Consider the following 25093-nt stretch of genomic DNA (forward strand, 5'->3'; position numbering starts at 1 on the left):
CATGGCGGTGCGGTCCAGTTGTTCGGCGCGGTCCAGGTCTTTGATGGTCAGGGTGTTCATGGCGATTCTCCTCAGCGATTGAATGAATTGGATTGGATGGAATGCACTCGGGCGATCAGCGGCGCACGATGGTGTTGGCGCCGTTCTGCGACACGTCGTTGTGGACGTGCACGCCGTCGACGAAGGCGGAGCCGTTGGCCGTGGCCGTCATCACGTTCTGGACCTGGCCCAGGCTCTGGGCGGCATTGATCGACGAGTCGGACGTCGGGGCATAGGTGATGTCGCCGAACATGTACGAGGGCGATGCGAACTTGAAACCGCCGCGCACGGTGGTCATGGTGGCGCGGTCGAGGTTGTCGGTACGGGCCAGGTCGGTGATGATCAGGGTTTTCATGGTCAAAGCTCCTTGAGGTGTCGGTTGGTTGGTGAGGCATTCATCTGCGCTCGATGGACTATCAGCGAAATGCGTGCCAGGTGCCTGGACCAGACCGGAATCAAGCGATAAGCCTTTGAAATATAAACGGTTTATTTAATTTATCTCGACAGTGGGACGGCATCGGGATGCATGGCTGGAAAACCCGGATGACGGGGCGGAACCAACACGTTTCGGGGCGTGTTGGGCGCGATCCAACAGGGTTTGGCCAGACTGCGCCGCGGACAAGGAAAGGCTGTGTTCGCGATATTCAGGTAATCGAGCGCCCGCCTTAGCCGGACCGGGCGTAGCGCACAGCAAATGCGCGGGCGAACACAGCCCAAAAAAAGCCGCCCGGCTTGCACCGGACGGCGTTGACCATGCAGCAGCAGACGCTCAGCGCGACGCCGGTTTCCCGCCGCCGGCCCTGGCGGCCGCGATACGCGCCGGATCGAACAGCCGGATCCTTTGCAGGGCGGGCCGCGCGAAGCCCCCGCTAGCGCGCAAACGCGATCCGCCGGCGATCGCCAGCATTGCCTGGCGATCCAATTCCGTGTTCTCCGATAAATCCTTGATGACGATGGTAGCCATGATGCCTCCTCGGAATGGCAAGTTAACGGGCAGAACTCCCATTGCCGGGTCGGACCCGGCAATGGGAGGATGTACACCACAAAAGTGGGCGGTTTAGAAGGTCAATTTATTTTCGCCTTTCAGCGCGGCGTCCAGGTCGATGTGCGGACCGGTGAACCCGGCGCCGATGACGCCGTTGTTGTTCAGAACATTGACGCCGATCTGCTGGAACTGCGCCAGTTGCTGGTTGACGTTCACGGTGACGTTGACGTCCTTGCCGAAGCCGGCGCCGCCCTGGATGGCCGACATCGCCTGGATGTCCAGTTCGCTGCGATGCGCCAGGTCGTGGATTGCGATGGATGACATGGGTCTCTCCCGCTCAGCCGATGATCTTGTTCTGGCCGTTCTGGTGCGCCGTGTTGTGCACGCCGACGCCGTCCAGGAAGGCCGAATCGTTGGCCGTCGCGGTCAGCACGTTCTGCTGCTGGCCCAGGTTCTGCACGGCATTGATCGACGCGTCGTAGCTCGGCGTGTACTTCACGTCACCGACTTTGTACGACGGCGAATACATGCTCCAGCCGCCGCGCACGGCCGTCATGGCGGTGCGGTCCAGTTGTTCGGCGCGGTCCAGGTCTTTGATGGTCAGGGTGTTCATGGCAATGCTCCTCGAAAGTATAGTCAATGATGGCGATGGTGGGTTCAGCCGACGATCTTGTTCTGGCCGTTCTGGTGCGTCGTGTTGTGCACGCCGACGCCGTCCAGGAAGGCCGAGCCGTTGGCCGTCGTGGTCAGCACGTTTTGTTGCTGGCCCAGGTTCTGCATGGCGTTGATCGACGAGTCGTAGCTCGGCGCGTAGGTCACGTCACCGACCTTGAGCGACGGCGAATACATGCTCCAGCCGCCACGCACGGCCGTCATGGCGGTGCGGTCCAGTTGTTCGGCGCGGTCCAGGTCTTTGATGGTCAGGGTGTTCATGGCGATTCTCCTCAGCGATTGAATGAATTGGATTGGATGGAATGCACTCGGGCGATCAGCGGCGCACGATGGTGTTGGCGCCGTTCTGCGACACGTCGTTGTGGACGTGCACGCCGTCGACGAAGGCGGAGCCGTTGGCCGTGGCCGTCATCACGTTCTGGACCTGGCCCAGGTTCTGGGCGGCATTGATCGACGAGTCGGACGTCGGGGCATAGGTGATGTCGCCGAACATGTACGAGGGCGATGCGAACTTGAAACCGCCGCGCACGGTGGTCATGGTGGCGCGGTCGAGGTTGTCGGTACGGGCCAGGTCGGTGATGATCAGGGTTTTCATGGTCAAAGCTCCTTGAGGTGTCGGTTGGTTGGTGAGGCATTCATCTGCGCTCGATGGACTATCAGCGAAATGCGTGCCAGATGCCTGGGCCAGACCGGAATCAAGCGATAAGCCGTTGAAATATAAACGGTTTATCTAATTTATCTCGACAGTGGGACGGCATCGGGATGCATGGCTGGAAAACGCCGGTGACGGAATGCGGCCAACACTTGTTCCGTGACTGTTGGCCACGGCCCCACACCCCGGGTGGGGGAAGACGGCGCGTTGTCGCTTGATCATCCGGCGTTTCATGCTAGTCTCAAGGAACGCCCGGGATTTATATAATCAACATCATGGACAGTCTCGCCCACGCGATCCGGCAATTGCAGACCGGCGGCATGCCGCGTACGGAATTCTTTGCCCAGGTCGATCGCGTGCTCGAGAACGCACCCGAGAGCGTGGGCCGCCTGCTCGAGGTCCTGAGCGAGGAACACGCGCGCAAGCCGCTGCCGGGCGAGGTCTATACGGAAGTCCAGCACCGCATCGAACGCCTGATCGTGGCGCGCCAGAGAAAGGGCGGGGACGATACGTTCGTCCAGACCCGTCCCGGCGCGAACACGATGCGCGATCCGCCGTCCCGGCCGCCGCACGCGGACGATCCCGAACCCGAGCGGATGAAGGGTGTCGGCGACACGCTGAACAATCGCTTCGTGCTGGAGGAATGCATCGGCTTCGGCGGCATGGGCACCGTGTACAAGGCGCTCGACCTGCGCAAGCTCGAGGCGTCCGACCGCAAGCCCTACATCGCCATCAAGGTCTTGAATGTCCAGTTCCGCGGCCATCCGAAATCGCTGATCGCCCTGCAGCGCGAAGCGCGCAAGGCGCAGGCGCTGGCGCATCCGAACATCGTGTCCGTCTACGATTTCGACCGCGACGGCCCGATGGTCTACCTGACGATGGAATACCTGAAGGGCAAGGCGCTGAGCCAGGTGCTGCGCGCGCCGGGTTTCACGGGCCTGCCGTATCAGGACGTGCTGCGCATCGTGACCGGCATGGGCAACGCGCTGGCGTACGCGCATGCGCACGGCTTCGTCCATTGCGACTTCAAGCCCGGCAACGTGGTGCTGACCGACTCGGGCAACGTCAAGGTCATCGATTTCGGGATCGCGCGCGTGTTCCAGAAGACCGAGGAGGATGTCGACGTCACCGTGTTCGATCCCGGCAGCCTGGGCGCGCTCACGCCGGCGTATGCGAGCCCGGAAATGCTGGAACACCTCGACCCCGACCCGCGCGACGACATCTATGCGCTGGCCTGCATCGCCTATGAACTCTTGACGGGACGGCACCCGTTCACCGGCGTGTCCGCGCTGCAGGCGCGCGGCGCCGGCATGAAGCCGCAGCGCCCGGCCGGCCTGGGACGCGGTCCGTGGCACGCGCTCAAGTGCGGCCTCGCCCTCGAGCGCCAGGCGCGCACGCCCACGGTCGAGCGCTTCCTGCACGACTTCGGCACGGGCGGATCGGCGCAGCGCTACGGCATGGTGGCCGGCGCGGCTGCGGGCATCGTCGCGGTCGGCGCGCTGGGCATGGCCGGCTGGCATTATTTGCACAAACGGACGCCGGCGCAGGTGCCGGCAACTGCGCCGGCGAGCGGGCAGGCACTGCCGCCTTCCGTGCGCACGCCCATCCCCGCGCCCTCACCGGCCGTGCAGACGCCCGCCGCACCGGTCGCCACGTCTGCGCCTGCGCCCGCATCCGCACCGACACCGGCCGCCATCGCCGCCGTGCTGGCCCGCATCCCGTGCGCGGCGCTGGTGGGGGCCGTCGACGGCCATGCGGTGACGGTACGCGGTCTGCTGTCGACGCCGCCGGGCCCGGCCGGCCTCAAGGACCAGCTCGCGGCCATGCCCGGCGTGGCGACCGTCGAGCTCGACGTCGGGCAGGTGGCGCGCGACAAGTGCCCCGTGCTCTCGACGCTCGGCCCGTACTGGTCGGCCTACCGCCAGGCCGGCGGCGGCGCCGCGCTCCGGCTCGCCGGCGGGCACACGGACGCACGCTTGACCGAGGGCGATTCGCTGATGGTCGACATGACGACGGGCGCGGCCGATTCCTATGTCGCCGTCGACTATTATTCGCTCGACGGCAGCGTCACGCACCTGCTGCCGAACGCGCGCGCGCGCGACAACCGGGCGCCGGCGAACTACACCGCGACCGTCGGCAGCCTGGGCGAATGGGGCATCGGCAAGCCGTTCGGCGCGGAAATGGTCGTGTTGATGACGACACCGGCGCCGTTGTTCGACGGACTGCGGCCGGTGTCGGAGCCGGCCGCCGGCTACCTGGCGGACGTCGGCAGGCGCCTCGACCGGATCCGCGCGGCCGCCGGCCCGGGCAAGATCGCCGTCGAGTTCCTGCAGATCCATACGAGCCCGCGCCGGCGCTGACCGGACATCACTTGAGGCTGCGCGCGACGCGGAACCCGTTCTGCGAATGGCGCACGCTCGCGTCGTATTTGAACCGGGTGGACGCGACCATGTATGCCGCGCCTTCGCGCCAAGAGCCGCCGCGGATGACGCGCACGCGGCAATCCGGTTCGTCCCAGGCGCGGCCGTCGGCCGGAGCACCCTTGTAGTTGTTGTGCCAGCAGTCGGCCACCCACTCCCACACGCCGCCGCTGGTGTCGTACAGGCCGAACGGATTGGCGGCGAAACTGCCCACGTTGGCCGGCGCATCTTCCGTCCAGGGCTTGCCGCATTCCTTGCAGTTGGCCTTGCCCTGCGCCATCTGCTCGCCCCACCAGTAGCGCGTGGCGGTGCCGCCACGCGCCGCGAGTTCCCACTCGGCCTCGGTGGGCAGGCGATAGGGTTTGCCGCTGACGCCGGCGAGCCATTTGGCGTACTGCTGGGCGTCATCCCAACTGACGTCGCGCATCGGCGCGCCCGGCCCCGCGCCCTGCCGCTGGGCGATCTTCTGGCACGCGCCGGCGGCGGCGCACGCTTCCCACTCCTGCACCGAGACTTCGTAACGGCCGATCGCGAACGGCGCCGCGACGGTCACCTGGTGTGCCGGCTTCTCGCTGGGGTCGCTCGTATTGTTCCCCATCGTGAACGTCCCGCCAGAAATGGACACCAGCGTGGGGCAAGCCGGACAATCCTTGATGTCGATGCCGGCCGCGACCGCCTTTGCGGAGGCGGTTTCCGGTGCGGCCGGCGGTGGCATCTTCGGTGCCGCCGGGCGCGCCGTGGCGGGCGCCTCTTTCGGTTTCGGCGGCGTCGGCGCTTCCTTCGGCTTGATTGGGGCGGCCGCGGCCGCCGTGCCCTGCGGATGCGCGGCGCGCAGGCGGGCGATGCGCGCCTGCGCCAGCGCCGCGAACCGGCCTTTCGGATACTGCTTCAGGTAGGCCTCGTAATCGCCGGCCTGGTTGCTGTCCTTGATCGTTTCCCAGAATGCCAGCTCGAACTGCTCGGCACTGTTCTTGGGGACGACCCCGACGCGCTCGATACGGGGAACGAGGTCCTGGGCCGCCGCACTACCCGCGCAGGCGGAACCCACAAGTACGGACACCATCAAAAGCTTTTGCCACATGAGCGCTCTCCGTTCGGGCCGCGGTCGACAGAAGTGCCTTGCGATCTGACTCGGAGTGTGCCAGATTTAGAAGTATTGACGCGCACCTCAGCCCGGCCCTGACAAGGAGCTATCGATCATGCGCTTTCCTTTGTTGTTTTCTGTTTTGCTGGCGACGTCCCTGCACGCCGGCCCGGTCGCGGCGCAACAGACGCCGTCTCCCGAGAACGCCCAGGTGTACTTCATCTGGCCGCACGACGGCACGGTCATCAACGGCGGCAAGTTCTGGGTGCGGATGGGCCTGCGCAACATGGGGATCGCGCCCAAAGGCACCGCGGTGCCGAACACGGGCCACCACCATCTGCTGATCGATACCGATCCGCCGCCGCTGACCGAACCGATCCCGAACGACCGCAACCACCTGCATTTCGGCGCCGGCGAAACCGAGGCCCGCGTCGAGCTGCCGCCGGGCAAGCACACGCTGCAACTGCTGCTGGGCGACAAGGACCACATGCCGCACAATCCGCCGGTCATGTCGAAGAAGATCACCGTCACGGTGAAATAGGACCGGCACACCGAGGGAGAGCATCATGCGCAACCTGTTTCCCGCCGCCGTCGCCGTGGCGGCCATCCTGGCCAGCGCGCCGGCCGGCTCGACCGACGCCCCGGCGAATGCGTACTGCTACATCGGCTGGCCGTCCGACGGCGCCGTGCTCCCGGCGGGCAAGCCGTTCCGCGTCTGGTTCGGGCTGCGCAACATGGGCGTCGCGCCGAAAGGCGTCGCGGTCAAGAACACCGGCCACCACCATTTGCTGATCGATGCGGACGTGCCGCCGGCCGGGCAGGAAATCCCGTCGGACCGCAACCACCTGCATTTCGGCGCGGGCGAGACCGAGACGATGCTCGAGCTGCCGCCCGGCAAGCACACGCTGCAGCTCGTGATGGGCGACGACAAGCACATCGTCCACTCGCCGCCCGTGATATCCAAAAAGATCACGATCACCGTCAAGTGAGCGCCGCCCGGTGGGCAAGCGAAGCCGACATGGAACCGAACGCATCCTTTTCCGCACAGAGCGGTCCGGTTCGCGCCTACCTGGAATGGATGGGAACGGCGTCGAGCAAGCCGGCCGTGTTCCCGCTGCATGAAGAGGCCGTGCTCGGCCGCAACCCGCAGGATGCGCTCGCCTCCGACAAATACGTCTGCATTCCAGAACAGACGGTCAGCCGCCGCCACGCCCGCATCCGGCGCCGCGGCGCCAGTTATTTCGTCGAGGACCTGCACTCGAGCAACGGCACCTACGTGTCCGGCGAACGGCTCGCCCCCGGCGCCTGGCACGTGCTGGCCGAAGGCGACGAACTCGGCCTCGCTTCCGCGCGCCTCGTATTCCACTCGCTGCTGGTGCCCGAGCGCGGCGCGACGCCGGCCGTGATCACGCGCTCGGTCGACGCCACCCAGTTCGCGCCCATTGTCGACACGCGCAACGCCGGGCGCGACGAACTCGAGAGCACGGTGCACCGGCTGCACGCAATGGCCCAGGTCGGCATCGCGCTGGGCGCCGTCACCGACCAGGAGACGCTGATCGAAAAGCTGATGAATTTTATTTTCGACCTGTTCCCGGCCGCCGAGCGCGCCTTCATCATGCTGCGCGCGAGCGAGCGCGATCCGCTGCAGCCCGTGGCCGCGCGGCGCCGCGACGGGATCGCGGAAGACCCGGCGCAGATGCGCATCTCGCGCACCATCGTCGACGAAGTGCTGGGCCGCAAGCGCGCGATCCTGTCCGTCGACACGCTCGCCGACCGCCACTTCGGCGCGCAGGAGTCGATCGTCGCCCAGGCGATCCTGAGCGTCATGTGCGTACCCCTGATCCTCGGCGACGACGTGCTCGGCCTGATCCAGGTCGACACCTCGTCCGACCGCCATGCGTTCCAGGAAGACGACCTGGAAATCCTCAGCGGCGTGTGCGCCGAGACCGCGGTCGCGCTGAAGAACTTCCAGCTGTATTCCGACATCAAGGGCCTGCTCGACGGCTTCGTGTGCGCATCGGTGCAGGCCATCGAAGAACGCGATCCGGTCACGGCCGGACACTCGTTCCGCGTGGCCGGCTATGCCGAGCACCTGGCCGTGGCGCTCGAGCATGCCGGCGATCCCGCGCTGCGCGCCGCCGCGTTCACGCCGGCCCAGTTGCGCGAGATCCGCTATGCCGCGCTGCTGCACGATTTCGGCAAGGTCGGCGTGCGCGAACACGTGCTGCGCAAGGAAAAGAAATTACATCATGCCGACATGCGCCTGCTGGAACAGCGCTTCCGCTACGCCCGCGCCTGCCTTGAACGGCATGCGTGGCGCGACCTGACCGAACGACAATTACGCGGCGAACTCGGCGCGGACGACCTGCGCCGCGAGCGCGACCGCATCGACACGCTGCTGGCGGACGAGGGCGCGCGCCTCGACGATTTCCTCGACACCATCGTGCGCGCCAACGAACCATCCGTCTCGCACGCGCCGCCGCCGGTCGGGCTCGGCGACATCCGCGACCACGTCTGTGCGGGCATGGACGACCCGGGATTCCGGCTGCTCGGCGACGACGAATACGCCGCGCTCAGCATCGCCAAGGGCTGCCTGACCCCGGACGAACGGCGCCAGATCGAAGCCCACGTGGCCGATTCGTATTCCTTCCTGATTTTGATTCCCTGGACGCGCGAACTGGCCGGCGTGCCGGCGATCGCGCACGGCCATCACGAAAAGCTGGACGGCTCCGGCTACCCGATGGGCCTGCGCGGCGCCGAGATCAGCCTGCAGACGCGCATCCTGACGATCAGCGATATCTACGACGCCCTCACGGCGCGCGACCGCCCCTACAAGCAGGCGATCCCGGCCGAGCGTGCGCTCGACCTGATCGCCGAGGAATGCCGGGCCGGCCACGTGGATGCGCGCCTGTTCGACGTGTTCGTCGAATCGAAGGCATGGCAGGCGCGCCCCAACGCCTGACCACAATGGCACGAGGTGACCCATGAGCACTCGACTTCGCTGGAACAGGACGCCTCCGGCATTGGCCGCCACCGTCGTGCTGCTGTGCGCATGCGCCGATGTCAGCATGAAGCCGTACCAGCGTCCGGACAGTCCGGCCAAGACCGGCTGGGCCGGCACACGGTCTCCGCCGGCCGCACCGTCCGCCCTGATCGAACAGGACTGGTGGAAGGGATTCCGCGACCCGGAACTGGACGGCCTGGTCGCGCGCGCCGTGCGCGACAACGTCGACTTGCGGATCCTGGCGGCGCGCACGAAGGTCGCCGGTGCGCAGATCGAGGAGGCACGGGCCGGCGCGCTGCCGACGCTCGATGCCGGCGCCGGCGCCAGCTTCGAAAAAAGCACCGGCCAGAAGTTCAGCAAGCAGTTCAGCCTCGGCACGCAGGTCAACTGGGACATCGATATCTGGGGCCAGGTGGCGAAGGGCGCCGAGGCACAGACCGCGGAGTTCCGCGCCACCGAGGCCGACTGGCGCGCCGGCTATCTGACGCTCGCGTCGGACGTCGCGACGACCTATTTCCAGATCCTGCAGTTCGACGAACAGATCGACCGCCAGCAGAAGACCCTCGCCAAGAACAAGCAGATCGTCGCGACGTACGAGGCGATGCAGAAGCAGGGCCTGTTGCCGGAGACGCGCGTGATCCAGCAGCGCGCGGAGATCAACCGGCTGAGCAACGATTTGATCGAGCTCGGCCGCCTGCGCGCCCTGTCCGGCAATGCGTTGGCAACCTTGCTCGGCGTACCGGCCGGGAATTTCAACCTGCCCAAGGGCGCGCTGCAGGACCGCGTGCAGCTGCCCGCCGTGCCCGAAGGCCTGCCGTCCGGGCTGCTCAAGCGCCGGCCAGATATCGTCGCGGCCGAATACCGCGTGCTCGAATCGTATGACCTGGTCGGCCAGGCCAAGCTGGCGCAGCTGCCGTCGATCAGCCTGACCGGGCGCGGCGGCACGTCCAGCTTCGCGCTCGGCTCGCTGCTGAAATCGTTCACGTTCGGCCTGCTCCCGAGCATCAACTTTCCCATCTTCGATCCGGCCGTCAAGGCGCGTATCAAAACGAGCCAGGCCAACAACGAAGTGGCCGAGCAACAGTACCGCAAGGTCGTGATGGACGCGTTCGAGGAAGTCGAAAACGCGCTCGTCAACCTCGACGCGCACCGGCGCCAGCGGGTCGAACTGCAGGAGCAGGAGCAGCGCCTCGGCGTGGTCGCGGCGGCAGTGGAGGCCCAGTTGAAGGAAGGCGTGGTGTCGCAGCTGGAAGTGTTCGAGGCCGAGCGCTCGCTGCTCGGGGCGCAACTGGCGCTGCTGGCCAACCACCAGCAGATCCTGGCCGACACCGTCACGCTGTACAAGGCACTGGGCGGCGGCTGGCCCCCGACGGACGTGCGCAACGTCGCACGCAACTGAAGACCAACCGCCATGGTGCCCGACGTGACGCTAGCCGCTGCCCGCCCCGCGACGGGGACCGGCGTGAGGGTCGTGCTGGAGCCCGTGTCGCACCCGGAGTTGGCGCCGATCCAGATCCATGACGACCTGTTCGCGATCGGCCGTGCGGAAGCGCCATTCGATGCCTATCCTCCCGGGATCGCCGCCGAACTGTCGCGCCGCCATGCCCGCATCTTTTGCGAACACGACGCCGTCTATCTTGCCGATCTCGGCAGCACGAACGGCACCAGCGTCAACGGTGCCGCGCTCAAGACGGCAATCACGGCGCTGCGCGACGGCGACGTGATCGGCCTCGGCAAGGCGCTCCGATACCGGGTGCGCCTGGAGCACGGCCCGGCACCGCCGCCGCGTGCGCGATTGGCCAGCCTGACGTTGACACCGAAACAGGACGGCACGGGGCTGCAGACCATCGTCCTCACGGAATTCCCTTTCCTGGTCGGCAAGGGCGAAGACACGTTCGCACGCTACCGCGACGCCGAGCCGGCGCAGGTGAACTACCTGTCGCGCCGCCACGCGCACCTGTTCCTCAAGGGCGGCGAGCCGTACGTCGAGGACCTGGGCAGCACCAACGGCACGTTCATCAACGGCATCCGCCTTAACGAGCAGGCTGTGCCGCTGCACGAGGGCGATACGCTCGCGTTCGGCGGGCGCCATTTCGTCTACCTCGCCGGTATGCAGTGGCAAGAACCGGTGTCCGACACGGCACCGACCCGCATCGGCGTGACCCAGCTCCCAGGCGCGGACGCCGACCGGACGACCTTCGTCGCGGCCGCGGATTCGTTCCTGGACATCTTCTGCGTCGAGCCTGCGCCCGCGCCGGACAATGAACCGGCGGCCGGGACGGGCGCGGTCGAACCCGAGGCGGCGCCCGCCGGCCGACTGGAAATGCTCGCGGCCCGCGCGGCGCGCGCACTCGGGCTCAAGACCGTGCCGGCGCCGCTGTACCTGCGCCGGGGGGGCGCGGCCGTGCTGGCGGCCGTCGTGCTGCTGGGGTGGGTGCTGCTGCGCGGCGGCGGGCCCGAAGACCGCACCGAGGACTTGCTGGCCAGCGGCGACTACGCACGCGCGGCCGCCGTCGCCGCCGCCGGGCTCGACGCCGATCCGGACAACGTCCACCTGCGCGCCCTCGACACCGAGGCGCAACTCAAGGCGGGACTGCCGCCGTGGATGGCGGCCATCGACAAGGGCCAGTACCCGCGCGCGGCGGCGCAGGTGGCCGCCATGCGCCGCCAGGGCCGCAGCAATCCCGATCTCGCGCCGTTGTTGGCCGAGCTCGACTGGATCGTGCAGTTGCGCGCGTACGCGGCCGCGCGCGGCGGCGCGCAGGTACCGGTGCGCGACGCGGCCGACGCGGCTCGCATCCGCCAATTCCTCAAGGCGTGGGAAGACCAGGGCGACGCGTACCAGCGCGCGTTCGTGATCATGTCCGCCCAGGTGCCGGCGTACCGCGACGCCTACGCCGCCGCGTTGAGCGATATCCGCAAGCTCGCATTGCAGGAGGCCAGCCATGAAGCTGCCAGCACTGAAGCTGCCGCCCCTGAGACCGCAGCCCATGACGCCCCTCAGTGAGGCGCTCGAGGACCATAGCGCCGAAGGCATCGGCATCCTCACCGCCGTGCCGTGGCGCTTCACGCAGGCCCTCGTGTACGCGATGGTGGCGCTGGTCTGCACCGCGCTCGTGTGGTCGTTCTTCGGCCATGCCGACGTGCTGGTGACGTCCGGCGGCGCGCTCGTGCCCGCGTCCGACGTACGGCGCCTGTACGCGCCCATCGACGGCGAGCTGAGCAATATCTACATCGCCGAGGGCCAGCCGGTGAACAAGGGCGACGTCGTCGCCCGGCTGTATGCCCGCGGCGCCATCGAGGCGGCGAAAAACGCGCTGGAGGCGCGCCTGAAACTCGAGGATGCGGAGCGCGACTGGAAAGAGTTCCCGGAAAAAAAAGCGCTGATGGAACACCGCGTGGCGGCGCTGAAGGACGCGGTCGAGGTCGAGGAACGCCAGCACCGGCAGCGCCTCGCCGAGGGCACCAGCCGGCTGGCGCAGGGCCAGTCGGCCCAGCAGCAGGAGGCGCGCGCCAACCTGGACGAGGCCCGGCGCGCCCGCGACGCCGCCAAGGACGAGGCCGACAAGTATGCACGCCTGTTCGCGATGCCCGGCGGCGGCGGCGTGTCGCAACTGCAGGTCGAGGGCAAGAAAAACGCGCTGCTGGCGGCGGACAACGCCGTGCGCGTGGCGCAGTCGCGGATCGCCGAGCTGGGCGCGCGCCAGGGCGCGGAATCGACGCAGGCGCGCTCGGAACTGGAAACGAGTGGCCAGGAATTGGCGAAGCTGCGGCTGCAGCTGGAAGCGGCGGAGCGCGAGATGGACAATGCCGAGGACAAGATGCGATTGCAGGTGCAGACGGCCCGCCTCGTCGCCGACGCCGCGGCCCGCATCAAGTTCGAGAACATCGACAAGGAGAACTTTCTCCTGATCGTCGCGCCCGTCGATGGCGTGATCACCGACGTCACCTCGACGCAGCCGGGAGACAAGATCCAGGCCAACACGCCGCTGGGCGGCATCGCCCCGAAGAATGCGAAGCCGATCATGAAGATCGAAATCGCCGAACACGACCGCGGCTTCCTGCGCGAAGGATTACCGGTGCAACTGAAATTCAACGCCTTTCCCTACCAGCGCTACGGCCTCATCCGCGGCACGCTGCAATTCATCTCGCCCGCGACAAAGCCGTCGCCGCAGAGCAGGCAACCCGTGTACGAAGGGCGCGTGACCCTGGACCAGGACCACTACAAGGTGGGCGAGACGGTGTATCCGCTGCGCTATGGCATGACGGCCGTGGCCGAGATCGTCGTGCGCGAGCGCCGGATAATCGACCTGGCGCTCGATCCGTTCAGGAACATCGGCGGATAGACAGTATTTTTCCGACGAGTCAGTCAGACAAACCTTGGTCGCCGCGCGGCGACGCACCAAAACTCACCCGGAACTCACCTGACATCATGAACGCTGCGCCGCCCGACCAGCACGTGCGCGACGAACAGCACGGCCACCACGAAGCCGACGCTCCAGTGCAGCAGCGACCAGACCGGACGGTCGCTTTCGCCGGCCACGTAATACAGGCCGTAGCCGGTCAGGGTGAGGAACGACAGCGTCGCGATCATCGCCCAGCCGGTGAGCGCATTCCGTCCGGCCCGCAGCGCCCGGCGCACGTGATGGTGCAGCAGGCTGCCGACGAAGAACAGCGCCGCCATCGCCGCCGCACCATGCAGTTTCATGGCCCACGGTTCGAGCGGATTGACCGATTCGCCGAACTCGGTCACGGGGCGCAGGAAGTAACGCAGCACCAGCCAGGCCGCGCCCGACAAGAGCAGCACGATGCCGGTCGCGTAGACGCTGCGCCGATGCCAGCGTTCGAGCTTGAAGGACAGAAGACGGCCGGTGGTCGTGCCGGGCATACGGGTCATAAATAACTCAGATCAGGAAAGCGGTGGCGCCGAGCGCGGCCAGGGCCGGATGGGCGCAATCGCCGGTTGCCAGCACCACCTTGGTCAGCGCGTCCGCCACGGCGCAGCGGCCGGCGCGCACGGATGCGCTGGCGCTGGACACCAGCGGGTGGCCGTCGCGCGCGTCGAGCAGGGCGCTGACCACGCCGCCGCGATACTCGCGCGCCGAGAAATAACTGCCCGACGTCGCCAGGGCCGCGCCGCACAGCATTATATGCCGCGCCGCCTGGCCGGGGGCGCCGGGCGCGCGCACCGCGACCGGCACCTGCATCGTACCGAAGGCACGCAGGTCGCCGCCGGCATTCACGCAGCCGCCCGGCACACCCGCCGCCTCCAGGACGGCGACCGCGGCATCGACGATATACCCCTTGGCGATGCCGCCGACGTCGATCCAGCCCGCGGCGCGCTTGCATACGTCGCCTTCGTCGCCGAGCGCGAACACGGCGGCCGACGTCCGCGCGGACGGCCGCGCCTGCGCCGGCGCGGGCGACGGCAACATCCGGCGGTCGACCAGCCAGGGCGCGCAGGCGATGTCGAAGGCGCCGCCGGACAGGTCGGCGATCTCCCCGGCCAGCCGCAGGACGTGCCAGGTGGCGGCATCCACGCGCACCACGTCGCCCGGCAGCGCACGGTTGATGCGCGCGATGTCGCTGGCGCCGTCATGAAAACTCATCAGACCGTGCAGGCGCGCGATCTCGGCGAAGGCCGCCGTGACCGCGTCCTGGCTCGACGTTCCCTCGACGCTGATGTCGACGCTGATGTCGACGAGGGTGCCGAGCCAGGGCTGCGCGCGGCGGATCATCTGGCCAGCGCGACCTGGACCACGGCGGCGATGCGGCGCACGCCGTCGGTGACGTGCGTGCAGGACAGGGTGGCACCGCTGATGTTGTTGATGCCGCCGCCGATGCGCAGATCGCCGCTCCTGGCGCTCTTGCCGACGAATTGCCGGCGCCATGCGGGCAGCCGGATCTCGCTGCCGTGGCTTTCGCGGTACGCCAGGATTTCGACCTGGCGCACGCTGGCGTCCGGGTTGACGCCGACCGCGTAGGAGATCAACTCGAATTTGCCGATCACGTCGTCGAGCACCATATAGCCGAGCAGTGTTTCGCCCTTGTAGGCGCCGACGACACGCCATTGCACCGAACGCGCCGGCAGTCCTGCTACCTGCTCGACCTGGCGCATCTGCGCCGCATCCAGCGACAGCGGCCGGGCACGGAACGCGTCGGCTTCCGGGAACATCAGCTTTTGCGCCTGCTCCGGGCTGAGGTATTGCGTCGCGAAGGCCGGCGCGGCGACGGCGCCGGCGCCGAGGACGATCAAGGGAACATAGCGCATGACGATGCCTCCGGAAGGCCGATCAATAGGAGAAGCCGACGCCCAGGTTCACCCGGTCGAGCGACTTATCTTGGCGGAATTTCTGATAATCGGCCTTGAGCACGACGCCTTGCGCGACCATCAGGTTGGCGCCGACGGTCGCGACGCGTTCGTACGGCGTGGTCGGCACGCCGAGGCCGGCGGGCTGCGACGCATACGTGCGGGCCGTGTTAAAACTTTCGAAACGGGCGAACGGGCTGAGCGCATAGTCGGCGTTCTGCCAGAGGTGATAGGCGGCCTGCAGATACCAGCCGGCGAAGCTGCTCGGGACCGGCACCGGATTGCCGACGAAGGTGGCGTTGAGCGCCTCCGTGTTCGAGATGTGGCCGTAGGCCCACAGCGCCGACAGGTCCCACGCGCCCGGCGTGTAGCGGGTGTGCAGTTCGACCAGGGACGCGCGCGCGTCGTCGCCGGCGAATCCTGGCGTGGCATGGCCCACCTTGCCCGTGAACACGGAACCGCCGACGAGCAGCCCCGGGACGCCGCGCCAGTTGAGCGCGCCGTGCACCTGCAGGTCGCGCGACTTCGCCAACTGCCCTTCCTGGTGGATGGCGCCCAGCGGCGATTCGCGGCCCTCGTCGGACGCCGGGTCCCACTTGGTCAAATCAAACCCGGTGGTGAGGCCGGTGTCCCACGTAAAACCGTCGCCGAACTCGCCCGACAGGCCAAGGCCCGCTTCGCGCCAGGTCGTCGGGATGATCGCCGTCTCGACGAAATTGCGCTCGACGCCGTAGTAGGAGGTCGGCTCATGGTTCTGGTTCAGGAGGCCGACGGGCATCAGGTACAGGCCCGCCTTGCCGCGCAGGCCGGCGCCGAACTCGCGCTCGACATATAACTGCTCGATGGCCGATTCGCCGCTGTCCGTGGCCGACGCGATCGCGTGTTCCCACTCGAACTCCGCGACCACCTTCGTCTTGTCGTCGAAGCGGTGCTGGATGCCGATCACGGCGCGGCGCAGGTCGGTCTGCGCGCCGCTGGCATTGCGCACCGGGTGGTTGTAGTTCACCTCGCCGTAGCCGGAGAAGACCGTGTCGGACACCGGCGCCGCGCTCGCCATCGACACCGGCGCCGGTGCCGCGACTGCCGGCTGGGCGGCTGCGACGGGCGCGGTCGACGCCGCGGGCGCCTCGGCGCGCGGGGCCGCGGCAGCCGCCGCCTGCGCGCGCTGCGCCGCCAGTTCGGCCTTCACCTGTTCGAGTTCGGCCGCGAGCTGCTCGACACGTTTCGCCAGGTCGGTCTGCTGGGCCATGGCCGCAGCCGGGGCGGCAAGGAATGCGGCGGCCAGTGCCGCGCTGATGACACGTTGTTTCATGGATGTCCTTGGATGAAGTTAGTGTGGGTAGCCGTCGGTGAGGGTGCCGAGGAACTGGACCAGATCCGCGATCTCGGCCTCGTTCAGTGCCGGCGCCATGCCTGGCCGGCGGTTGTACGGCACCTCGGTCGTGTTGACGTTCGCGCGCAGCGCCGGCGGCAGGTCATCGAATTTGTCCACGGTCCCATCGGCATTGACGGGATACCAGCGCTCCGGATTCGTATCGCGCGTGACGTAGAAGCGGACGACGTCGGTCAGGTTGGTGAACGCACCGTTATGGAAGAACACCTTGCGCGTCGCCACGTTGCGCAGGGTCGGCACCTTGAAGGCGCCGCACAGGTCGACGCGCGCGACGAGATCGGTGCGGTCGGGGCCGCACAGGCCCAGGTCGAAGTAGGCGGGATCGTGCGTGGCCGGGATGCGCGCATTGCGCGGCACACCCAGGTTGTCGTAGCTGAAATCGGTGAACAGGGGCGCGCTGCCGTCCGCACCGCGCGCGCTCGTATGACACGCCGCGCAATTGCCTTTAGTTGGATTGTTGAACAGCGCCAGGCCGCGCAACTCCGCATCGGACAACGTCGCTTTGCCGGCCAGGAACAGGTCGTATTTCGAGTCGAACGGGTGGAAGCGCGGGTCCTCGTTCTCGAATTGCTGCAAGGCGAACTGGGCGCGGTTGAACGCCTGGTCGACGTTATCAAAAATGTTGTCGCCGAACGTGGCCCGGAATTGCGCCGCATACGACGCGCGCCGCAGCCGTGCGACCACGTCCTGCTTGCTGGCATTGGCCATCTCGTGCGCCGCCAGGAACGGACGCTCGGCCTGCTCCTCCAGCGTGCGCGCGCGGCCATCGCGATCGAAACCGCCGACCGGCGTGCCGTCCGCCTCGAAATGGAATGCCGGCGTCTGCTGCATGTAGCGCAGCGACGGCGATGCGCGGAAGCCCGGGACGTCGCCATTCGGGCCGCCGAGCTGCACGGCGAAATCGTTGGTCGGGCCGTGCGCGTTGTCGGGATTGTGGCAGGTTGCGCACGACTGCCGGCCGGACGCCGACAGTGAGACGTCGTTATAGATACGCTCGCCCAGGACGGCGCTCGGGCTGAACGACGACGACACGGCCCCGGCCGTCGATGTGGGAGACGTGGGCGTGCCGTCCGCACCGCCGCCGCAAGCCGTGACGCCAGCCGCAAGAAGGATTGCCAGGAACAGGGGGGCACGGCGGGACGAAGGGCGACGCATACGCAAACGATAATAAGAATCTAAATGAGAATTATTCTAATTTGTAGAAATGTACTTGACAACGTACGTACTGAAATCGACGGGCAATTCGCGGCCCGATGTGTCCGATTAGCAACGATCACCACATCAGGGGCTCGTCTGCGCCGAGCGACGCCTTGTCGGCTAGTAAATTTCATGTCCCACATTAAAAGTTATTGTAATTGCGGCATCGCGCCAAGCAATGGCATCATAAACCCTGCAAATGTCCGTTATATATAAAAAACAATAACGCCCGAAGTTCGCTGGGATCCCGATCGAGGTTTCCCGTGCTGCCTCGGCGCCAGGATGCACGCCGGGTACCTGCCGTCCCGCTACCAGTCGCGTACATCCCCTTCAGCCGCATCCACCTTGGCGTGCGCATCCCTTGCGGCGCGGCTGCCCTGACGCTCGCTTCGGCACGGTGTCACCGGATCCATGAACGACGAGTTAACACAACAGAAAGGAACACCACCATGAGGAGACAAGCGATGACATTCCAGGTTTCAGCGATCGCACTAGGCTGCGTCGCGCTGCTGAGCGGTTGCGGCGGCGGCGGCGGCGGTGCCGGCGACGGCGGGACGGCGCAGTCGATTTCCTTCAACTTCCCGGGCGGACCGTCGGTGGCCCTCCCGCCCGACGTCGCGACGACCAAGCTGGCGGCGACGGCGACTTCCGGCGGACCCATCACCTTCACATCGGATACGCCGGACACCTGCACCGTCAACGGCGACACGCTGTCGCTGGTCAAAGCGGGGGAGTGCTCGGTGACCGCCACGCAGGCCGGCGGCAATGGCTACGCCTCGACGTCGGAAAAACAGCTTTTCGTCATTCCGAAACAGCCGCAGAAGATCGTCTTCCGCAATCCGGGCGCGCAGCCGCTGGATGCGACGCCGGTCTTGCTGGCCGCAACCTCGAGCGTCGCGGACAAGACCGTGACCTTCGCATCCAGCACGCCGTCGGTCTGCACGGTCACCGGCAACGCGCTGGCCAAGGTCGCCGACGGGATCTGCACCGTCACCGCCACGCAGGCGGGCGACGACACCTATGCGATGGTGACGTCGACCAAGAACATTCCGATCGGCACCGCAACCTCGCCCGCGCTGACGTTCTTGAGCGGCTACAAGGACACGTCGCATACCAATGAGAACGGCGGCGCCGGCGGGAGCGCGTACACCAGCGAGAACGGCTGGTGGTGCAACGGCGCGTGCACGACGACCGTTGCCGCTGACGGCAGCAGCATGACGTTCGGCTTCAATGTCAAGCTGCCGCAACCCAACGACGGCAATCGATGGATCGGCAGCGGCTGGAACATGTACGCGCTGGCTGCCGGCCTGGATGATCTCGTCAAGGGCGCCGACACGACGGTCGGTTTGCATATCGATGCCCAGGCGGTGATCAAGTTCAATCTCGCGCAGAACGCCGATTGGTTCAACTCGGGCAACAACAAGGTCAACGTCCAGCTGATTCTCGGCCACCACGCGATGGTCCCGGACGGCACCAACCCGGACAAGGACTGCAACGTGACCTTGCAGGCAGTGATGACCCCGACGTCCATGGCCGCCACGGACTACAGCATCAATCTCAAGGACAAGTTCACGATCAGCGAGTCGTGCGGTATGACGGGACTTGATCCTTGGAACGAGTTGCAGGACTACCCGATCGCCAAGGTCAATTTCGCAGCGAACAGCGTGAACCTCACCGTGCCGAACCCGGGAACGACGTCGACCTACGCGACCCAGGCCACGCTCACCGGCCCCATCACTTTCCAATGACGGCGTATGGCCACCGCGCGGCGCGTGGCGGCCAAGGAATTTATAAGAGGACTTAGATAATGACAAGAATTGAGACAAAGATCGTGAGGAAACCGATCCGGATGACCGCGCTGTCGGTCGCTGTGGCGCAGGCGGCGCTGGTCTGGGGCGGCGCGGCGCATGCGCAAACCGATGTGGCGGCCGCCGACCCGGCCACGCAGACGGTCGTCGTGTCCGGCCAGCGCGCGGCCATGCAGTCGGCCCAGAAGCTCAAGCAGTACGCCGACGAGGTCATCGACGCGGTCGTCGCGGAAGAAGCCGGCAAGCTGCCGGACAAGTCGATTACCGAGGTGCTGCAGCGCGTGGCAGGCGTCACCATCGACCGCAATCGTTCGCGCGGCGATCCGGAGCACTTCTCCGTCGAAGGGTCCGGCATTTCGGTGCGGGGCCTGTCGTGGGGCTCGTCCACGCTGAACGGACGCGAATCGTTCTCGGCCGGTTATCCGGGACGCGAATTGAGCTGGGGCGACGTACCGCCGGAGCTGATGTCCGCGGTGGTCGTGCACAAGAATCCACCCGCCGAACTGATCGAAGGCGGCGTCAGCGGCCAGGTCGACCTGCGCACCGCGCTGCCGTTCGACTACAAGGACGGCAAGGTGGCCCTGTCGGTGAACGGCAACTACAACGCGCTGGGCAGCAAGAAGTCGCCGGGGGTGTCGGGCCTGGTCTCGAAGCGCTGGAAAACCGGCACCGGACAGTGGGGCGCGCTGATCGACCTGTCGGCCAACCGGACCAATTCGCACAACGATACGGTCCAGCTGGACGCGTATTTCCCGCGCACCGACATCGTGGCCGGCCAGACCGTCTGGGCGCCGAAGTCCGCGTCGTTCCGCACCAACACGAGCAAGAACGACCGCGCCGGCATCTATGGCGCCTTGCAGTGGAAGAACAACGGCATGGAATCGGCGCTGACGTACTTCCACTCGGGCTACCGGACGGCGGGCGTCGAAAACGCCACATTTACGGGCGTCGAGGTCCCCTACAATTCCGTGCTGCTCAATCCCGCGTTCGACAAGAACGGCGTGCTGCAGAAGGCGACTTATACGTACCCGGCCGGCGGCCTGGGTGCGAACAACTTCGTGGCCGGCGGCCTGGGCTTCCAGTCCGACACCGGTTACGATGCGAGCCGCTCGCAGACGCGCGAGATCGCCTGGAACTTCAAATGGAAGATCAACGACCGCTGGACGGTCCAGAACGACGTGCAGTGGGTCCATGCGACGAACAGTAGCGAGGGCGGCGTCATGACCCTGGGCACGTTCGTGCCGAGCATGGGCATCGACCTGTCGGGCAACCTGCCGCAGGTCACGTTCGACGACCAGGCGCGCACCTTCCTGGCGGATCGCAACAATTACTACATGAACTTCATGATGCCGGCGCTGAGCAAGGCGAAAGGCGACCTGTACACGTGGAAGACGGATGCGCGCTTCCGCTTCGACGACACGGTGCTGCGCGACCTGCGTTTCGGCGTGCGCCTGACCAAGCGTTCGGCGACCCACGTCGACGCCAGCGGCACGGGCTGGAAGAGCATTGCCGAGCCGTGGAACGTCAACCAGACGACCGTGCCGGGCACCCCGCCCGATCCGGCGGCGAAAGGCTGGCAGTCGCGCTCCACCTTCGGTTACTTCAGCGATCCGCGCTACGGCAACCTGGTCCCGACGACGGCGTATAACTTCCCGAACTTCTTCAACGGCAAAGTCCCCGCGATGCCGACGATGGTGACGCCGACCATGGCGTTCACCCAAATGTATCCGGCCAGCTATGCGCTGGTGACGAAAGCGCTGGGGCTGCAGTGCCAGGACGGCAACAAGTACTACGGCACCACCAACGATTGCTCGACGGCGGACGGCGGCTGGAAACCGCTGACCTACGACGGCGATCCGGCCCAGACCAGCCGCCAGCAGGAACGCACCGAGGCCGCCTACGCGCAGTTGCGCTTCGGCTACGACGAATGGCGCTTCCCGGTCGAAGGCAACGCCGGCGTACGCGTGGTCCGCACGCGTTCCGTGTCGCACGGCTACACGATCTTCAAGCCCACCTATGGCGCCACGACGCCGCCGGTGGTCCCGCAATTCGGCACGATCAACGAGCCGCTGGATGCGTCGAACCGGTACATCGACGTGCTGCCCAGCCTGAACCTAAAGGCCGACCTGACGGACAAGCTGCAGACCCGCTTCGCGTTCGCCAAGTCGATGTACCGTCCGGCCTTCAACGACCTGAACGAGTACATCACGCTGAGCCAGGGGATCACGATGGGCACCGGCGCCCAGAGCGGCAACGTCCAGAGCATCAACTATTCCGGCACCGACAAGGGCAACGCCAACCTCAAGCCGATCCGCGCCAACAGCTTCGACTGGACGCTCGAATGGTATCCGGGCAGCGGTTCGTCGCTGACGCTTGCCCTGTTCCGCAAGAACGTGCGCGACATCATCCTGAACACGGGCTTCACGCGCAGCTACAAGGACCTGGCGGGTAATTCCCAGAGCTTCCTGATCACGGGACCCGACAACGTGGCGAAAGGTTCGGTGACGGGCGCGGAACTGGCGGGCCAGACCTACTTCGACCATGTACCGGGCCTGGACCGCCTCCTGCCGACCTGGGCCAAGGGCTTCGGCATCGCGGCGAACTACACGTACATCGACAGCAAACAGGATTTATATCATCCGTTCAACCTGAAGTATTGCCCGGCGAACGGATCGTTCAACAACAGCTCGCTGAACCTGTACGGCTGCGACACCAACGGCCTGCCGTTCAAGACGATGCCGATCCAGTACCTGTCGAAGAACGCGTACAACCTGATGTTCCTGTACGACCGCGGCCCGCTGTCGGCCCGCCTGGCCTACAGCTGGCGCAGCCGCTTCCTGCAAGGCGTGTCCACGAACGGCACGAACGGTGCGGACGGCACCAGCGCCGACCCCGCCCGCGCGGCCGCGAACAACGGCGTGGCGCCGAAGGACGTGGGTTGGGGCCTGCCAACCTGGCAGGAAGCGACGGGCCAGTTGGACTTCGGCCTGGACTACCGGTTCACCGACCGCATCTCGGGTAACTTCTCGGCGACCAACCTGACGGACATCGTCGTCCGCCAGACGCAGCAGCAGGGCATCGGCAATATGGGACGCGCGTGGTTCGAGCCGGGCCGCAGCTTCCGCCTGAGTCTGCGTTACACGTACTGATGCGTAGCCAGGCGGCGCGCGCGTGCGGGCCGCCTGGCGTGACGAATCCAACAGTTTTGTCGATCTTGTTGGACCCGAACCGATATATCAAATGTTGGCTACACGGCCTGCCCTTGCGCCATAGTGCTGGCATGAAAGCGGGCTGGCGCGGGCTGCTGCGCGTACTGGCATCGATATCGGCTCTGCGCACGGCGTCCTCGGCAAGGCCGATCCTGCGATGACAGGATCGGTTCATCCGTTCGCGCTGTCCGACGTGGTCTTTTGCCCGGCTACTTCAAGACAGTACAGCAATTGAATGGCCGCTATCCCATCCGATGAAAGGCTTCCTGATGTCCTTCAGCCGACGTTCCATGCTCAAAGCCACCCTCGCGGCGCTGCCGGCGCATTGTGCCGCTCGCGACCTTGGCCAACTCTTGCGTCCTGCGCCGGGTGCCGCAAGTACTGTTCCAGTGGATGCGGCGCGTGCCGTTCTGGCGAATCAGGTGCGTTTGCTGCCCGGCAGTCCGTTTTACGTGCGGCAGGAACTGCATCGCAAAGGCGTGCTCGCGTCTTATGATCCCGATAAGTTGCTTTACCCCTACCGCGCTTTGGCCAAACTTCCCCAGCAAGAAGGCATAGGACGCGGCTACGACGGCTGGGACAGTGGCTTTCTCCGGGGGCACATGACAGGGCACTATTTGTCCGCCGCCTCGCGCATGGTAGCCGCTACGGGAAGCATCCTTTTTCGCGACCGGGTCAACTACCTCGTGGGAGAGCTCGCCAAATGTCAAAAGGCCCTGAACCTGGACGGTTACCTAGCCGCCTTTTCGACGGCCGCCTTAGACCTGCTTGAGGGCAAGTCCGGCGCCGATACCGAGGGCATCGTGGTGCCTTATTACACGATCCAGAAGATCATGTCTGGCCTCCTCGACGCCTACGTTTATGTCGGCAACAAGGAGGCACTCGACGTCGCTATCAGGATGGCGGACTACTCTGGGAAACGACTTGCGGGGCTCAATGCGGCGCAGATTGACAGGATGTTCCGCACGGACGGCAGCCGCAATCCACAAAACGAATTTGGCGCAATGAGTGACGTTCTGACGGAACTTTTCAAAATCGACAAAGACCCCCGGCACCTCGAAGGTGCCCGCATGTTCAACCGCGCATGGTTTGTCGGCCCGCTTGCCGAGGGCGAGGATCGGCTGGGCGGCTTGCACGCCAATACGCACATCGCGCAAGCAGTGGGCTTGGCCAACTGCGCGAACGTCAATGGCAATCCGGAGGAACTGAAGGCATCCGAGAACTTCTGGCGACTGGTCGTGCACAGGCATTCGTTTGCCAATGGCGGCAACTCGTTCAACGAATGGTTCGGCAAACCCGGCGCAGAGGTCGGCCCATCGATCGACGAGCAGAAGGTATTGCCCGCCACGACCGCCGAAACGTGCAACACCCACAACATGCTCAAGCTTACCGCCAGGCTTTTCGAGCGCAACCGACGTGCGGATCTTGCCGACTACTACGAGCGTGCGTTGTACAACCACGTGCTGGCGTCCGTGGCGCCCGATTCGGGCGGCATGACCTACTTCACGCCGCTCCATGGGCACTTTCGCACCTATCTCAACGGCAGCTTTTGCTGCACGGGCACCGGGATTGAAAACACCGCGCGCTACAACGAAGGCATTTACTTTCACAAGGACGATTCGCTCTGGGTGAACCTGTATATCCCATCCGAGCTCAGCTGGAAGGAAGCCCAGATGTTTTTGCGGCAACAAGGAGATATCACGCGAGGTGATCCGGTGCGCTTGACGGTGGTCAAACCGGGAGCCAACGCCGTGACTCTCAATTTGCGTATCCCCGCGTGGGTCGCCAAACCGGTCGCAGTAAAGATCAACGAGAAGCCGCAAAGTGTGGACGCAAAGCCCTCAAGCTATATCTCGTTAAAGCGGCAATGGAAAGCCGGTGACGTGATCGAGCTTATACTTCCTGCGGGACTGCGACTGGAGCGAGCCAGGGACGACTCCTCGATGGTCTCTGTATTCCATGGTCCCGTATTGCTTGCCGGTGAACTCGGCAAGGACAACATGCCTGGTAGCGACGTGGGCGACAAGGATGCCTACCTGAAGAGCGCGGCGGCGCCGGTTCCCGATATCGTCAGCACCTCCAGCAATCCCGCCGACTGGCTCGATCCGCTCCCCGGCGATCCGTCCTCGTTCAAGATTAAAGACGCCGGTCCGGCAAATGGAGTTGTCGTTCGGCCGTTATTCGACCTGCATCATCAGCGCTATTCCGTTTATTGGCACCTTCGCAAAGACACAGTTCGTGTCCGCCCGGCATAGGCAACACACGGGAGAAACACAAAGATCGACTCCGACGGATCGTGTTCCTCACTGATCTGCGACGC

The 25093-nt window shown here is 65.9% G+C and carries 22 protein-coding genes; 10 read left to right on the top strand and 12 right to left on the bottom strand.

Translation table 11 applies throughout. From position 1 onward, the window contains the following. Positions 1-115 precede the first annotated feature (115 nt). From U9J41_RS27620 to U9J41_RS27645, 6 genes are all read right to left on the bottom strand, one after another. Positions 116-394: a hypothetical protein gene (locus U9J41_RS27620; RefSeq protein ID WP_322405392.1), complete on the bottom strand. Its 279-nt coding sequence runs from the start codon at positions 392-394 to the stop codon at positions 116-118. Positions 395-808: 414 nt separating this feature from the next. Continuing rightward, positions 809-1003: a hypothetical protein gene (locus U9J41_RS27625; protein WP_322402583.1), complete on the bottom strand. Its 195-nt coding sequence runs from the start codon at positions 1001-1003 to the stop codon at positions 809-811. A 93-nt stretch (positions 1004-1096) separates the two neighbouring features. After that, positions 1097-1348: a hypothetical protein gene (locus U9J41_RS27630; protein ID WP_322402584.1), complete on the bottom strand. Its 252-nt coding sequence runs from the start codon at positions 1346-1348 to the stop codon at positions 1097-1099. Positions 1349-1361: 13 nt separating this feature from the next. Further along, positions 1362-1637 carry a hypothetical protein gene (locus U9J41_RS27635; RefSeq protein WP_322402585.1) on the bottom strand — a complete coding sequence of 92 codons (276 nt, stop codon included), beginning with the start codon at positions 1635-1637 and terminating at the stop codon, positions 1362-1364. A 44-nt stretch (positions 1638-1681) separates the two neighbouring features. After that, a complete protein-coding gene (locus U9J41_RS27640) occupies positions 1682-1957 on the bottom strand; it encodes a hypothetical protein (RefSeq protein ID WP_322402586.1) in 276 nt (91 codons plus the stop codon). Positions 1958-2012: 55 nt separating this feature from the next. Further along, a complete protein-coding gene (locus U9J41_RS27645) occupies positions 2013-2291 on the bottom strand; it encodes a hypothetical protein (protein WP_322402582.1) in 279 nt (92 codons plus the stop codon). Positions 2292-2623: 332 nt separating this feature from the next. Between U9J41_RS27645 and U9J41_RS27650 the strand changes: the two genes are divergently transcribed. Next, on the top strand, positions 2624-4708 hold the full coding sequence (locus tag U9J41_RS27650) for a serine/threonine protein kinase (RefSeq protein WP_322405394.1): 2085 nt from the start codon (positions 2624-2626) through the stop codon (positions 4706-4708). Between the two features lie 7 nt (positions 4709-4715). Here the strand turns inward: U9J41_RS27650 and U9J41_RS27655 are convergent, their stop codons facing one another. Continuing rightward, positions 4716-5849 carry a formylglycine-generating enzyme family protein gene (locus U9J41_RS27655; protein ID WP_322405396.1) on the bottom strand — a complete coding sequence of 378 codons (1134 nt, stop codon included), beginning with the start codon at positions 5847-5849 and terminating at the stop codon, positions 4716-4718. Positions 5850-5967: 118 nt separating this feature from the next. On the opposite strand from U9J41_RS27655, the gene U9J41_RS27660 reads away from it, so the two are divergent. From U9J41_RS27660 to U9J41_RS27685, 6 genes are read left to right on the top strand one after another with little or no spacing between them, the layout of a single operon-like run. Beyond that, complete coding sequence (locus tag U9J41_RS27660; RefSeq protein ID WP_322405397.1) at positions 5968-6393, top strand: DUF4399 domain-containing protein; 426 nt, start codon at positions 5968-5970, stop codon at positions 6391-6393. Positions 6394-6418: 25 nt separating this feature from the next. Then, a complete protein-coding gene (locus U9J41_RS27665; protein WP_322405398.1) occupies positions 6419-6841 on the top strand; it encodes a DUF4399 domain-containing protein in 423 nt (140 codons plus the stop codon). Between the two features lie 29 nt (positions 6842-6870). Next, on the top strand, positions 6871-8814 hold the full coding sequence (locus U9J41_RS27670) for an HD domain-containing phosphohydrolase (RefSeq protein ID WP_322405399.1): 1944 nt from the start codon (positions 6871-6873) through the stop codon (positions 8812-8814). A gap of 22 nt (positions 8815-8836) precedes the next feature. After that, positions 8837-10255 (top strand): efflux transporter outer membrane subunit, encoded by a 1419-nt coding sequence (locus U9J41_RS27675; RefSeq protein ID WP_322405400.1) that lies wholly within the window; start codon positions 8837-8839, stop codon positions 10253-10255. A 24-nt stretch (positions 10256-10279) separates the two neighbouring features. After that, positions 10280-11863 carry an FHA domain-containing protein gene (locus U9J41_RS27680; RefSeq protein ID WP_322405401.1) on the top strand — a complete coding sequence of 528 codons (1584 nt, stop codon included), beginning with the start codon at positions 10280-10282 and terminating at the stop codon, positions 11861-11863. Next, complete coding sequence (locus U9J41_RS27685) at positions 11847-13202, top strand: beta-barrel domain-containing protein (RefSeq protein ID WP_322405402.1); 1356 nt, start codon at positions 11847-11849, stop codon at positions 13200-13202. The genes U9J41_RS27680 and U9J41_RS27685 overlap by 17 nt, the downstream gene beginning before the upstream one ends. A 74-nt stretch (positions 13203-13276) precedes the next feature. Here the strand turns inward: U9J41_RS27685 and U9J41_RS27690 are convergent, their stop codons facing one another. The 5 genes from U9J41_RS27690 to U9J41_RS27710 are packed head-to-tail and all read right to left on the bottom strand — an operon-like array spanning position 13277 to position 17714. After that, positions 13277-13753: a DUF4405 domain-containing protein gene (locus U9J41_RS27690; RefSeq protein ID WP_322405403.1), complete on the bottom strand. Its 477-nt coding sequence runs from the start codon at positions 13751-13753 to the stop codon at positions 13277-13279. 7 nt (positions 13754-13760) lie between these two features. Further along, positions 13761-14594: an FAD:protein FMN transferase gene (locus U9J41_RS27695; RefSeq protein ID WP_322405404.1), complete on the bottom strand. Its 834-nt coding sequence runs from the start codon at positions 14592-14594 to the stop codon at positions 13761-13763. Continuing rightward, positions 14591-15127: an FMN-binding protein gene (locus U9J41_RS27700; RefSeq protein WP_322405405.1), complete on the bottom strand. Its 537-nt coding sequence runs from the start codon at positions 15125-15127 to the stop codon at positions 14591-14593. Before U9J41_RS27700 ends, U9J41_RS27695 begins: the two co-directional genes overlap by 4 nt. Positions 15128-15149: 22 nt before the next feature. After that, positions 15150-16478 carry a hypothetical protein gene (locus U9J41_RS27705; protein ID WP_322405406.1) on the bottom strand — a complete coding sequence of 443 codons (1329 nt, stop codon included), beginning with the start codon at positions 16476-16478 and terminating at the stop codon, positions 15150-15152. A gap of 18 nt (positions 16479-16496) precedes the next feature. Further along, entirely contained in the window at positions 16497-17714 is a 1218-nt protein-coding gene (locus tag U9J41_RS27710) for a cytochrome-c peroxidase (RefSeq protein ID WP_322405407.1), read from the bottom strand. Positions 17715-18220: 506 nt separating this feature from the next. On the opposite strand from U9J41_RS27710, the gene U9J41_RS27715 reads away from it, so the two are divergent. The 3 genes from U9J41_RS27715 to U9J41_RS27725 all read left to right on the top strand — a co-directional run bounded on the left by U9J41_RS27715 (position 18221) and on the right by U9J41_RS27725 (position 25028). After that, positions 18221-19504: a hypothetical protein gene (locus U9J41_RS27715; protein ID WP_322405408.1), complete on the top strand. Its 1284-nt coding sequence runs from the start codon at positions 18221-18223 to the stop codon at positions 19502-19504. A gap of 83 nt (positions 19505-19587) precedes the next feature. Beyond that, the gene (locus tag U9J41_RS27720; protein ID WP_322405409.1) at positions 19588-22713 is read left to right on the top strand and encodes a TonB-dependent receptor; all 3126 of its coding nucleotides are present in this window, start codon (positions 19588-19590) and stop codon (positions 22711-22713) included. Between the two features lie 350 nt (positions 22714-23063). Next, the gene (locus tag U9J41_RS27725; RefSeq protein ID WP_322405410.1) at positions 23064-25028 is read left to right on the top strand and encodes a beta-L-arabinofuranosidase domain-containing protein; all 1965 of its coding nucleotides are present in this window, start codon (positions 23064-23066) and stop codon (positions 25026-25028) included. Positions 25029-25093 lie beyond the last annotated feature (65 nt).

Source organism: Massilia luteola (genome assembly GCF_034420155.1).
In the GTDB taxonomy this organism is placed as follows: Bacteria; Pseudomonadota; Gammaproteobacteria; order Burkholderiales; family Burkholderiaceae_D; genus Telluria; species Telluria luteola.